14 protein-coding genes are annotated in these 12,151 nt (G+C 71.0%); 10 read left to right on the forward strand and 4 right to left on the reverse strand.

Features of this window, described 5'->3' with window-relative positions; translation table 11 throughout:
* Positions 1-89: 89 nt before the first annotated feature.
* Together ABT300_RS35320 and ABT300_RS35325 are read left to right on the forward strand one after the other, a co-directional pair.
* The gene (locus ABT300_RS35320) at positions 90-446 is read left to right on the forward strand and encodes a hypothetical protein (protein WP_351684722.1); all 357 of its coding nucleotides are present in this window, start codon (positions 90-92) and stop codon (positions 444-446) included.
* Between the two features lie 92 nt (positions 447-538).
* Positions 539-1,645, forward strand: coding sequence for an amidohydrolase family protein (locus ABT300_RS35325; RefSeq protein WP_351684725.1), 1,107 nt, complete (start codon positions 539-541; stop codon positions 1,643-1,645).
* 21 nt (positions 1,646-1,666) lie between these two features.
* Here the strand turns inward: ABT300_RS35325 and ABT300_RS35330 are convergent, their stop codons facing one another.
* The 4 genes from ABT300_RS35330 to ABT300_RS35345 all read right to left on the reverse strand — a co-directional run bounded on the left by ABT300_RS35330 (position 1,667) and on the right by ABT300_RS35345 (position 5,311).
* Positions 1,667-2,680 carry a COX15/CtaA family protein gene (locus tag ABT300_RS35330; RefSeq protein ID WP_351684727.1) on the reverse strand — a complete coding sequence of 338 codons (1,014 nt, stop codon included), beginning with the start codon at positions 2,678-2,680 and terminating at the stop codon, positions 1,667-1,669.
* 55 nt (positions 2,681-2,735) lie between these two features.
* The gene (locus ABT300_RS35335; RefSeq protein WP_351684751.1) at positions 2,736-3,452 is read right to left on the reverse strand and encodes an ABC transporter permease; all 717 of its coding nucleotides are present in this window, start codon (positions 3,450-3,452) and stop codon (positions 2,736-2,738) included.
* A gap of 50 nt (positions 3,453-3,502) precedes the next feature.
* A complete protein-coding gene (locus ABT300_RS35340) occupies positions 3,503-4,426 on the reverse strand; it encodes an ABC transporter ATP-binding protein (RefSeq protein WP_351684730.1) in 924 nt (307 codons plus the stop codon).
* An 87-nt stretch (positions 4,427-4,513) separates the two neighbouring features.
* Positions 4,514-5,311 carry an AAC(3) family N-acetyltransferase gene (locus tag ABT300_RS35345; RefSeq protein ID WP_351684733.1) on the reverse strand — a complete coding sequence of 266 codons (798 nt, stop codon included), beginning with the start codon at positions 5,309-5,311 and terminating at the stop codon, positions 4,514-4,516.
* A 183-nt stretch (positions 5,312-5,494) separates the two neighbouring features.
* Between ABT300_RS35345 and ABT300_RS35350 the strand changes: the two genes are divergently transcribed.
* The 8 genes from ABT300_RS35350 to ABT300_RS35385 are packed head-to-tail and all read left to right on the forward strand — an operon-like array spanning position 5,495 to position 12,098.
* Positions 5,495-6,238, forward strand: coding sequence for a helix-turn-helix transcriptional regulator (locus ABT300_RS35350; protein WP_351684735.1), 744 nt, complete (start codon positions 5,495-5,497; stop codon positions 6,236-6,238).
* Positions 6,235-7,656, forward strand: a complete 1,422-nt coding sequence (gene sufB, locus ABT300_RS35355) for a Fe-S cluster assembly protein SufB (RefSeq protein WP_319278931.1) — start codon at positions 6,235-6,237, stop codon at positions 7,654-7,656. Before ABT300_RS35350 ends, sufB begins: the two co-directional genes overlap by 4 nt.
* Positions 7,657-7,715: 59 nt before the next feature.
* On the forward strand, positions 7,716-8,933 hold the full coding sequence (gene sufD, locus ABT300_RS35360) for a Fe-S cluster assembly protein SufD (protein WP_351684738.1): 1,218 nt from the start codon (positions 7,716-7,718) through the stop codon (positions 8,931-8,933).
* A complete protein-coding gene (locus ABT300_RS35365) occupies positions 8,933-9,253 on the forward strand; it encodes a non-heme iron oxygenase ferredoxin subunit (RefSeq protein ID WP_307162653.1) in 321 nt (106 codons plus the stop codon). Before sufD ends, ABT300_RS35365 begins: the two co-directional genes overlap by 1 nt.
* 8 nt (positions 9,254-9,261) lie before the next feature.
* Positions 9,262-10,026, forward strand: coding sequence for a Fe-S cluster assembly ATPase SufC (gene sufC / locus ABT300_RS35370; protein WP_351684742.1), 765 nt, complete (start codon positions 9,262-9,264; stop codon positions 10,024-10,026).
* Positions 10,023-11,279 carry a cysteine desulfurase gene (locus tag ABT300_RS35375; RefSeq protein WP_351684745.1) on the forward strand — a complete coding sequence of 419 codons (1,257 nt, stop codon included), beginning with the start codon at positions 10,023-10,025 and terminating at the stop codon, positions 11,277-11,279. The genes sufC and ABT300_RS35375 overlap by 4 nt, the downstream gene beginning before the upstream one ends.
* 19 nt (positions 11,280-11,298) lie before the next feature.
* On the forward strand, positions 11,299-11,769 hold the full coding sequence (gene sufU, locus ABT300_RS35380; RefSeq protein ID WP_351684748.1) for a Fe-S cluster assembly sulfur transfer protein SufU: 471 nt from the start codon (positions 11,299-11,301) through the stop codon (positions 11,767-11,769).
* Positions 11,766-12,098 carry a metal-sulfur cluster assembly factor gene (locus ABT300_RS35385; protein WP_005477879.1) on the forward strand — a complete coding sequence of 111 codons (333 nt, stop codon included), beginning with the start codon at positions 11,766-11,768 and terminating at the stop codon, positions 12,096-12,098. The genes sufU and ABT300_RS35385 overlap by 4 nt, the downstream gene beginning before the upstream one ends.
* Positions 12,099-12,151 lie beyond the last annotated feature (53 nt).

The raw sequence follows: 12,151 nt of genomic DNA on the forward strand, positions 1-12,151 counted from the left end.
TGGGGCCCGGGCAGGGGGCGGGGTTGCGTGGTCTTGCCCACCCCCCCCGGCCGTCGCCGTTCGATCTACCCGTCGGTAGCATCCTGGCCATGGCAGACACCAAGCAGGTTGACGAGACCGCCGACACCAAGCAGGCCGCGAAGTCCGAGCGCACGGCGGCCCGGCTCGCCCGGCGGATCAGCGCCTTCGCCAAGGAGCACGGCGGAGCCGAGGGCCAGGTCGCGCACCTCGGCGAGCGCGGCGCCCGTATCGTCCTGGTCGGCGAGGACGGCGGCTGGGGCGACCTGGTGGCCCCCTCGGTCGCCGTCGCCGGTCAGGCCGTCGAGAAGGCCGGCATCACCGTCCACGAGGCCTTCGACGGCGAGTTCGCGGCGAAGGTGCGGACCGGCCCCTACGAGTGGACGCGTATGGCGGGCATCCAGGTCGGCGGTCCGAAGAACGGCTGAGCGGCGGACAATCGGCCGCCAGCAACACCTGACGCCCCGGTCACCCGTTAGGACCCGTAGAAACGACGTGGTCCATCTCCCGGGGAGTCCGGATGATCGAAACGCCGTCCTTGGTGGACCAGTACTGCCACGGCGTCCTGAGAACGGAGCTGGGTCTCGGCACCTTCGAGGCCCAGCTGGCCCTGGCCTCGGGCCCGCCCGCTCCCGGCACGACGCTCTTCGACACGCAGACGGGGTTCGCGGTGCGCCGTTGGTGCCCCCCGCTGCTGGGTCTGGAACCGCACGCTCCGCCCGCCCGCTACCTCGCCCGGCGCCGTGAACTCGGCGTGCTGGAAGCGGGCCGCCGGCTGCTGCGGGGCACCGGCATCACGACGTACCTGGTCGACACGGGCCTGCCCGGCGACCTCACCGGCCCGGGCGAGCTGGCCTCGACGGGCGACGCCGAGGCCCGCGAGATCGTGCGGCTGGAACTCCTCGCCGAGCAGGTCGCCGACACCTCAGGCACCGTCGAGTCGTTCCTGGCGAACCTCGCCGAGGCGGTGCACGGGGCCGCCGCGCACGCCGTGGCCTTCACCTCCGTCGCGGGAGTGCGGCACGGCCTCGCGCTCGCGCCCGAGCCGCCGGGACCGGGGGAGGTGCGCCGCGCCGCCGGCCGCTGGCTGGCCGGGCGCAGGGCCGGCGGCCGGCTGAACGACCCGGTGCTGCTGCGGCACCTGCTGTGGAGCGCCGTCGCCTCCGAGCGCCCCCTGCAGCTGCACGCGGGCCTCGGCGCGCCGGGCGCGCGGATCGACCGCACCGACCCCGCCCTGCTCACCGACTTCGTCCGCGCCACGGCCGGTCTCGGCACCGACCTCGTCCTGCTGCACGGCTACCCCTACCACCGGCACGCCGCCCACCTCGCGGGAGTCTTCCCGCACGTGTACGCCGACTCCGGGGCGGCCCTCGTCAGGACCGGCGCCCGCGCTGCGACCGTCCTCGCGGAGATCCTGGAGCTGGCGCCCTTCGGGAAGATCCTCTTCTCCACCGGCGCACACGGGCTGCCCGAGCTGCACGTGGTCGGGGCGCTGCTGTTCCGCGAGGCGCTGGCGCGGGTGCTGGGCGGCTGGGTCGCGGAGGGCGCGTGGTCGCCCGCTGACGCACAGCGGGTGGCCGGGCTGATCGCGGCGGGCAACGCCCGCAGGGTGTACGGGCTGGGCTGAGGGGCTTCGGCGGGCGGCGGCTCAGGCGTGTGTGCCGGCCGTCGCCTCCTCCGCCGGGTGGGGCAGACCGGCGGCCGTGGTCCCGGCGCGTTCGCGCAGCGCCAGCGGCACGCGCAGGACGGCGATCCACACCAGGCACGATCCGAGCATGTGCAGTCCGACCAGGATCTCGGGAAGGTCGGTGAAGTACTGGACGTAGCCGATGACGCCCTGGGAGAGCAGCACCAGGAACAGGTCCCGGGTGCGGTCCAGCGGGCTCTTCGGGGCGTCCACGGCCTTCAGGATGAACCACAGGGCGAACGTCAGCGTCACCACGATCCAGGCGAGCACCGCGTGCAGCTTGGCCACCGTCTCCCAGTCCAGCGGCATCCGCTCGACCTCGCTGGAGTCGCCGGCGTGCGGTCCCGCGCCGGTGACCACCGTGCCCACGGCGATCAGCAGCGTCGAGGCCAGGACCAGGAACCACACCAGCTGCTGCACGGGCCTGCCGACCAGCGGACGGGGCTCCCCGTCGCCCTCCCCGGCGCGGTGCCACATCACCGCGGCGACCGCGATCAGCGCCGAGGCGGCCAGGAAGTGCGCTGCGACCGTGTACGGGTTCAGTCCGACGAGCACGACGATCCCGCCGAGCACGGCGTTGCTCATGACCAGCCAGAACTGCGCCCAGCCCAGTCGGGTCAGGCTGCGGCGGTACGGCTTCTCCGAGCGCGCGGCGATGATCGCCCAGCCGACGGCCGCGCACAGCACGTACGTCAGCATGCGGTTGCCGAACTCGATGGCGCCGTGGAAGCCCATCGCGCTCGTCGCGGTGAGCGAGTCGTCGGTGCACTTGGGCCAGGTCGGGCAGCCGAGGCCGGAGCCGGTGAGCCGGACGGCGCCGCCGGTGACCACGATCACCACCGACATCACGAGCGCGAAGAGAGCCGCCCGCCGAACCGTCCGGGGGGCGGGGGTCCAGCGCGCGGCGATGAAGGCGAGAGGGTTGCGCACGGCGGCTACGGCGTCGGCACGGGTCACGTTCAGCACGCGTCCCATCGTAAGCGGGCCGCTTGTGCACGCTTTCACGAGGGTCCCCGGCAGGCCGGGCCCGCTACTCCCAGCGGAAGAACCGGCCGGCCGCCGCGAGCCCCGCCACGGCCCAGACGGCCAGGATCCCCAGGTCGCCCCAGGGCATCCCGGCGCCGTGCTGGAGCACGTCCCGCAGCCCGTCGGACAGCGCGGTGACCGGCAGCAGGCCGAGCACGTCCTGCACACCGGCCGGGAACCTGTCGAGCGGCACGATCACCCCACCGCCCACCAGCAGCAGCAGGAACACGAGGTTGGCCGCGGCCAGCGTCGCCTCCGCCTTCAGCGTGCCCGCCATCAGCAGGCCGAGGCCGGAGAAGGCCGCCGTGCCGGCGACCAGCAGCAGCACGACGGCCCCCGGACCGCCCTGCGGGTCCCAGCCGAGCGCGAAGGCGATCGCCGTCAGCAGGATCACCTGGAGGACCTCGGTGACCAGCACCGACAGCGTCTTCGCCGTCATCAGGCCCCAGCGGGGCAGCGGGGAGGAGGCGAGCCGCTTCAGCACTCCGTAGCGGCGCTCGAACCCGGTCGCGATGGCCTGGCCGGTGAAGGCCGTCGACATCACGGCGAGCGCGAGGATGCCGGGGGCGAGGAAGTCCACCGCCTCGCCCGCGCCGGTGTCGACGACGTCCACCGTGCTGAACAGCACCAGCAGGAGCGTCGGGATCACCACGGTGAGCAGCAGCTGTTCGCCGTTGCGCAGCAGCATCCTCGTCTCCAGCGCCGCCTGGGCCGCGATCATGCGCGGCAGCGGGGCCGCGCCGGGCCGGGGGGTGTAGGTGCCGGTGGCGGTCACGAGCGCAGCTCCTTGCCGGTCAGTTCGAGGAAGACGTCCTCCAGGGTGTGCCGTTCCACCGAGATCCGGTCCGGCATCACCCCGTGCTGCGCGCACCACGAGGTGACCGTGGCGAGCAGCTGGGGGTCGACCTTGCCCGTGATCCGGTAGGAGCCCGGGGTGAGCTCGGCGGCGCTGCTGTCGGCAGGCAGGGCCTTCAGCAGCGAGCCGACGTCGAGCCCGGGGCGGCCGGTGAAGCGCAGGGTGTTCTCGGCGCCGCCGCGGCACAGCTCCTCGGGGGAGCCCTGCGCGATCACGGCCCCGGCGTCGATGATCGCCACGTCGTCGGCGAGCTGTTCGGCCTCGTCCATGTGGTGGGTGGTCAGGATGACCGAGACGCCGTCCGCGCGCAGGTCCCGCACGAGATCCCAGGTGGCGCGACGGGCCTGCGGGTCGAGTCCGGCCGTCGGCTCGTCCAGGAAGACCAGTTCGGGACGGCCGACGACGGCCATCGCGAGCGCGAGGCGCTGCTGCTGGCCGCCGGAGAGCCGGCGGTAGCTCGTACGGCCGCACGAGCCCAGCCCGAGCCGCTCGACGAGGGCGTCGACGTCCAGCGGGTGCGCGTGCAGCTTCGCCACGTGCCGGAGCATCTCGTCGGCCCGCGCACCCGAGTACACGCCCCCCGACTGGAGCATCACGCCGATGCGGGGACGCAGCTCGCGGGCCTGTCCCACCGGGTCGAGGCCGAGGACGCGCACGGTGCCGGAGTCCGGTCTGCGGTACCCCTCGCAGGTCTCGACGGTGGTCGTCTTGCCGGCGCCGTTGGGTCCGAGGACGGCGGTGACGCCGGCCCGGGCCGTGAGATCGAGGCCGTTCACCGCGGTCTTCGCCCCGTACCGCTTCACCAGGGCCCGGACCCGGACGACAGGCTCACTTCGCATGGCTCAAGAGTCTAGGTTCGCGCCCGCGAGGCCGGACCGCCGGGTACGGGGAACCGGCCGGGGGCGGGTCCGGCCCACCGGGGGCGCTCAGCACTCGTCCTCGCGGGACCGGTGCAGGGGCAGCCAGCGCTGGGCGTAGGCCACCGCGTCGGCGACCGGGAACAGCCGGGCGTCGGCCGCGCCGACCCCGCCCCGCACGACGGGCCGGTCCCGTTCGAAGTCATGGCCGAGCTCGTCGAAGCGGGCGGCGCTGATCGACACCTCGGTGACCCGCTCCCAGCCGTTCGGCCCTGGCCGTCCCACCTGCACCAGCGGCGCGGGGATGCGGTATTCGGCCAGGTGGAAGCTGGTGCACGCGCCGTAGCCCGCGCCGAGCAGGAGCACCCGCGCGCCCTCCCGCTCGAGGCGGGCCAGCGGGCTGTTCTCGCCCAGCCGGCAGTCGGGCGCGTGCCCGTCGACGAGCTCGGCGGCCCGCGCCCCGAGCGCCGCGAAGGAGGCGTGCGGATGCGCGCTGCGCCGGGCGCCCGGCCAGGTGCGGACCGTCTCCGGGATCACGCCGACGCCGCGGGAGGGGGTGACGAGGGGGTCGTACGCGGGCATGGCCGCCCGGATCGTCTCCCACCACTGCTCGGGCACCGGCGGGTCGCTCCACGCCGCCGGATCGGACAGCTGCCCGCTCTGCGCCGGGACCACGAGCGTGCCGTGCGGGCCGAGCGCGTCCAGCAGTGCGCGCACCGCCGCGACGGCGCCGCCGCACACCCAGCCGAGGGAACTGAGGGAGGAGTGGACCAGGAGGATCTCTCCGGGGGCGACGCCGAGCGCGCGGAGGTCCGCCGCGAGGGAGTCCCGGGTGACGAGCGGGCCGGTGGGAGAAGGTGTGGGCATGGTCGGGCAGTCTCCTGGACGGCGGTCGCGCAGGCCAGGGGCTGTCCGCCCGGGCCGGGCCCGGCTGATCGATCAAAGATCGTTTCTCCAGGTCAGATTAGGTATGCCTAAGTGATGCAGGGCACCGTCCGGCGGATCGGGCGCGGCTTGCCTGCCCCTGAGGAATTACGCAACAATGGCGTTGTGAAAAACGTCGGCGAGGCTCGGGTGACCCCCACGGGGACCCCGCAGGAGGAGCTCGCGACCGGGGAGCGCTCGACGCGCAACCGGGTCGCGCGGTCCATCCTGGACCACGGGCCCTCGACCGTCGCCGAGCTGGCCGGCCGCCTCGGCCTCACCCAGGCCGCCGTGCGCCGGCATCTCGACGCGCTGGTCGCCGACGACGTCGTGCAGCCCCGTGAGCAGCGCGTGTACGGCGCGCGCACCCGCGGCCGCCCGGCCAAGGCATTCGCCCTCACCGACTGCGGCCGGGACGCCTTCGACCAGTCCTACGACAAGCTCGCCGCGGACGCCCTGCGCTTCATCCAGGAGCGGTTCGGCGGGGACGAGGCCGTGGTCGCCTTCGCACGCGCGAGGATCGCCGAGCAGGCCGCCGGATACCGCGAGGCGATAGAGGCGGCCGCCCCCGAGGAGCGCACCGAAGCCCTGGCCAAGGCCCTGAGCGCGGACGGGTACGCTGCTACGGCGCGCAGCGCACCGGTCGGCGAGCAGCTGTGCCAGCACCACTGCCCCGTCGCCCATGTCGCGGAGAAGTTCCCGCAGCTCTGCGATGCGGAGACGGAGATCTTCTCGCAGCTGCTCGGGACGCACGTCCAGCGGCTGGCGACCATCGCGCACGGCGACGGCGTCTGCACGACGTTCATCCCCAGAGTTTCCACAGCCACCCAGAACGCATCCGCAAGCACGGCCGGGAGGAACCCCGCATGACTCTCCCCACGGAGACTGCCCACCCCGAACTCGAGGGTCTGGGCAAGTACGAATACGGCTGGGCCGACTCCGACACGGCCGGCGCCTCTGCGAAGCGCGGCATCAACGAGGACGTCGTCCGGGACATCTCCGCGAAGAAGTCCGAGCCCGACTGGATGACGAAGCTCCGCCTCAAGGGCCTGCGGCTCTTCGAGAAGAAGCCCATGCCGAACTGGGGCTCGGACCTGTCGGGCATCGACTTCGACAACATCAAGTACTTCGTGCGCTCCACGGAGAAGCAGGCGGAGTCCTGGGAGGACCTGCCCGAGGACATCAAGAACACGTACGACAAGCTCGGCATCCCCGAGGCGGAGAAGCAGCGCCTCGTCGCCGGTGTCGCGGCCCAGTACGAGTCCGAGGTCGTCTACCACCAGATCCGTGAGGACCTGGAGGAGCAGGGCGTCATCTTCCTCGACACCGACACCGCGCTGAAGGAGCACCCCGAGCTCTTCAAGGAGTACTTCGGCACCGTCATCCCGGTCGGCGACAACAAGTTCGCGTCGCTGAACACCGCGGTGTGGTCCGGCGGCTCCTTCATCTACGTGCCGAAGGGCGTGCACGTCGAGATCCCGCTGCAGGCCTACTTCCGCATCAACACGGAGAACATGGGCCAGTTCGAGCGGACCCTGATCATCGTCGACGAGGGCGCCTACGTGCACTACGTCGAGGGCTGCACGGCGCCGATCTACAAGTCGGACTCGCTGCACAGCGCCGTGGTCGAGATCATCGTCAAGAAGAACGCCCGCTGCCGCTACACGACCATCCAGAACTGGTCGAACAACGTCTACAACCTGGTCACCAAGCGCGCCGTGGCGTACGAGGGCGCGACCATGGAGTGGATCGACGGCAACATCGGCTCCAAGGTGACGATGAAGTACCCGGCCGTCTACCTGATGGGCGAGCACGCCAAGGGCGAGACCCTCTCCATCGCCTTCGCGGGCGAGGGCCAGCACCAGGACGCCGGCTCCAAGATGGTCCACATGGCGCCGAACACGTCGTCGAACATCGTGTCGAAGTCCGTGGCGCGCGGCGGCGGCCGCACCTCCTACCGCGGTCTCGTCGAGATCGGCGAGGGCGCGCACGGCTCGAAGTCCAACGTGCTGTGCGACGCGCTGCTCGTCGACACCATCTCCCGCTCCGACACGTACCCCTACGTGGACGTCCGTGAGGACGACGTGTCCATGGGCCACGAGGCCACCGTCTCCAAGGTCTCCGAGGACCAGCTCTTCTACCTGATGAGCCGCGGTCTGAGCGAGTTCGAGGCGATGGCGATGATCGTGCGCGGCTTCGTCGAGCCCATCGCGAAGGAGCTGCCCATGGAGTACGCCCTCGAGCTCAACCGGCTGATCGAGCTGCAGATGGAAGGCGCGGTCGGTTAGCACCCGCCCCCGACAGCAGCAGCAATTTTCTGACGTAGGAAGAGAGCAGACCGACAGCCATGGCTGAGGCTCAGAACTCCCCCAATCTCGAATCCACTCGACCGGGGGGACCCCCACCCGTGGGCTCCACCACCGCGGGCCAGATCGCGGTGGCCGCCGAGTCGACCGTCGCCACGCGCATGAGCGCGCCCCCGTCCTTCGACGTCGCGGACTTCCCGGTCCCGCACGGCCGCGAGGAGGAGTGGCGGTTCACGCCGCTGGAGCGGCTGCGCGGCCTGCACGACGGCACCGCCGTCGCGACGGGCGCGGGCGTGAAGGTCGCCGTCGAGGCCCCCGAGGGCGTCACCGTCGAACTCGCGGACCGCGACGACCCGCGCCTCGGCAGGGCGGGCGCCCCGGTGGACCGGGTCGCCGCCCAGGCGTACTCCGCGTTCGAGAAGGCCGGCGTGATCACCGTCCCCAAGGAGACGGTCCTCGCCGAGCCGATCCGCATCGCGGTGCACGGCGAGGGCGGGGTCTCCTACGGCCACCAGGTCATCGAGCTGGGCGCCTTCGCGGAAGCCGTCGTCGTCATCGACCACACCGGTGACGCCGTGCTCGCCGCCAACGTCGACTACGTCCTCGGGGACGGCGCGAAGCTGACCGTCGTCTCCGTCCAGGACTGGGACGACAAGGCCGTGCACGTGGCCCAGCACAACGCCCTCGTCGGCCGGGACGCGAGCTTCAAGTCGGTCGTGGTGACCTTCGGCGGCGACCTCGTCCGCCTCCACCCGCGCGTGACGTACGCCGGTCCGGGCGCCGAGGCCGAGCTGTTCGGCCTGTACTTCACGGACGCCGGCCAGCACCAGGAGCACCGCCTGCTGGTCGACCACAACGTGCCGCACTGCAAGTCCAACGTCGTCTACAAGGGCGCCCTCCAGGGCGAGGCCGCGCACGCCGTGTGGATCGGCGACGTGCTCATCGAGGCCAAGGCCGAGGGCACCGACACCTACGAGATGAACCGCAACCTCGTCCTCACGGACGGCGCGCGGGTCGACTCGGTGCCGAACCTGGAGATCGAGACCGGCGAGATCGTCGGCGCCGGCCACGCCTCCGCCACCGGCCGTTTCGACGACGAGCAGCTCTTCTACCTGATGGCCCGCGGCATCCCGGCCGACGAGGCCCGTCGCCTGGTGGTCCGCGGCTTCTTCGCCGAGCTGGTCCAGCAGATCGGCGTCGACGACATCGAGGAGCGTCTGCTCGCCAAGATCGAGACCGAGCTCGAGGCCACGGTCTGATGGCGGCCTTCGTACGCGCCTGCGGGCTGAGCGAGCTGGAGGAGGACACCCCCAAGCGGGTGGAACTCGACGGCACGCCGGTCTCGGTCGTGCAGACCGAGGGGGAGGTGTTCGCCATCCACGACATCTGCTCGCACGCGAACGTCTCGCTCTCCGAGGGCGAGGTGGAGGACTGTCAGATCGAGTGCTGGCTGCACGGCTCCAGCTTCGACCTCCGCACCGGCAAGCCGTCCGGCCTTCCCGCGACGCGCCCCGTCCCCGTATACCCCGTAAAGATCGAAGGGGACGACGTGCTCGTCTCCCTCACCCAGGAGTCCTGAGGCAATCCATGGCAACGCTTGAAATCCGAGACCTGCACGTCACCGTCGAGGCCGACAACGCCACGAAGGAGATCCTCAAGGGCGTCGACCTCACCGTGAAGCAGGGCGAGACGCACGCCATCATGGGCCCCAACGGCTCCGGCAAGTCGACGCTCGCCTACTCCCTCGCGGGTCACCCGAAGTACACGATCACCGGCGGCGCCGTCACCCTCGACGGCGAGGACGTCCTGGAGATGTCCGTCGACGAGCGCGCCCGCGCCGGTCTGTTCCTCGCGATGCAGTACCCGGTCGAGGTCCCCGGCGTCTCCGTGTCGAACTTCCTGCGCACCTCCGCCACCGCCGTCCGCGGCGAGGCCCCGAAGCTGCGCACCTGGGTGAAGGAGGTCAAGGAGGCCATGCAGCGCCTCAACATGGACACCTCCTTCGCCGAGCGCAACGTCAACGAGGGCTTCTCCGGCGGTGAGAAGAAGCGCCACGAGATCCTCCAGCTGGAGCTGCTCAAGCCGAAGGTCGCGATCCTCGACGAGACGGACTCCGGCCTGGACGTCGACGCCCTGCGCATCGTCTCCGAGGGCGTCAACCGCGTCCGCGAGACCGGCGAGGTCGGCACCCTGCTGATCACGCACTACACGCGCATCCTGCGCTACATCAAGCCCGACTTCGTCCACGTCTTCTCCGGCGGCCGCATCGTCGAGTCCGGCGGCGCCGAGCTCGCCGACAAGCTGGAGAACGAGGGCTACGAGGCATACACGAAGGGTGGCGTATCCGCGTGACGCAGCTGCCGGGCCTCCTCGACGTCGAGGCGATCCGCAAGGACTTCCCCATCCTGGATCGACAGATCCACGACGGCAAGAAGCTCGTGTACCTGGACAACGCGGCGACCTCGCAGAAGCCGCGCCAGGTGCTGGACGCTCTCAGTGACTACTACGAGCGCTACAACGCCAACGTCCACCGCGGTGTGCATGTGCTCGCCGAGGAGGCCACGGCACTGTACGAGGGCGCGCGTGACAAGGTCGCCGCGTTCGTCAACGCGCCGAGCCGCGACGAGGTGATCTTCACCAAGAACGCCTCCGAGTCGCTCAACCTCGTGGCCAACATGCTCGGCTGGGCCGACGAGCCCTACCGGGTCGACCACGAGACCGAGATCGTCATCACCGAGATGGAGCACCACTCCAACATCGTGCCGTGGCAGCTGCTGGCGCAGCGCACGGGCGCGAAGCTGAAGTGGTTCGGCCTGACCGACGACGGCCGGCTCGACCTCTCGAACATCGACGAGGTCATCACCGAGAAGACGAAGATCGTCTCCTTCGTGCTGGTGTCGAACATCCTCGGCACGGTCAACCCCGTCGAGGCGATAGTGCGCCGCGCGCAGGAGGTCGGCGCGCTGGTGTGCATCGACGCCTCGCAGGCCGCGCCGCACATGCCGCTGGACGTGCAGGCCCTGCAGGCCGACTTCGTGGCCTTCACCGGCCATAAGATGTGCGGCCCGACCGGCATCGGCGTCCTGTGGGGCCGCCAGGAGCTGCTCGAGGACCTGCCCCCGTTCCTCGGCGGCGGCGAGATGATCGAGACCGTGTCGATGCACTCGTCGACGTACGCCCCGGCGCCGCACAAGTTCGAGGCGGGCACCCCGCCGATCGCGCAGGCGGTCGGTCTGGGCGCGGCCATCGACTACCTGTCCGCGATCGGCATGGACAAGATCCTCGCCCATGAGCACGCGCTCACCGAGTACGCGGTGCGCAAGCTCGGCGAGGTCCCCGACCTGCGGATCATCGGCCCGACGACGGCCGAGGACCGGGGCGCGGCGATCTCCTTCACGCTCGGCGACATCCACCCGCACGACGTGGGCCAGGTGCTCGACGAGCAGGGCATCGCAGTGCGGGTGGGCCACCACTGCGCCCGTCCCGTCTGCCTGCGCTACGGAATTCCCGCGACCACGCGAGCGTCGTTCTATCTGTACTCCACGACGGCCGAGATCGACGCCCTGGTCGACGGCCTGGAGCACGTACGGAACTTCTTCGGCTGAGGGGTTGGCGAGCGAGCGCATGAAGCTGGACTCGATGTACCAGGACGTCATCCTGGACCACTACAAGCACCCGCACGGGCGTGGTCTGCGCGATGGCGACGCCGAGGTCCACCACGTGAACCCGACGTGCGGCGACGAGATCACCCTGCGGGTGAGGTACGACGGCACGAGGATCGAGGACGTCAGTTACGAGGGCCAGGGCTGTTCCATCAGCCAGGCCAGCGCGTCCGTGCTGAACGACCTGCTGGTCGGCAAGGACCTGGCCGACGCGCAGAAGATCCAGGAGACCTTCCTGGAGCTGATGCAGTCCAAGGGGAAGATCGAGCCCGACGACGCGATGGAGGAGGTGCTGGAGGACGCGATCGCGTTCGCCGGCGTCTCCAAGTACCCGGCCCGGGTCAAGTGCGCCCTCCTCAGCTGGATGGCGTGGAAGGACGCGACGGCCCAGGCGCTGGGCGCCGACGCCGACGTCGAAAGGAAGACGGCATGAGCGAGACCCTGGAGATGAAGCCGGCCTCCGAGGAGGAGGTCCGCGAGGCCCTGTACGACGTCGTCGACCCCGAACTGGGCATCGACGTCGTCAACCTCGGCCTCATCTACGGCATCCACATCGACGACGCGAACATCGCGACGATCGACATGACCCTGACCTCCGCGGCCTGCCCGCTGACGGACGTCATCGAGGACCAGGCCAAGTCCGCCACGGACGGCATCGTCAACGAACTGCGCATCAACTGGGTCTGGATGCCCCCGTGGGGCCCCGACAAGATCACCGACGACGGCCGCGAGCAGTTGCGCGCGCTCGGCTTCAACGTCTGAGAGCCCCCGCGCACGGTGTGCGAGAAGCGGCGGCGCCCCCGCCCGGGGCGCCG

Origin of the sequence: Streptomyces sp. NPDC001027, assembly GCF_040299045.1 — a bacterium.
Classification (GTDB): domain Bacteria; phylum Actinomycetota; class Actinomycetes; order Streptomycetales; family Streptomycetaceae; genus Streptomyces.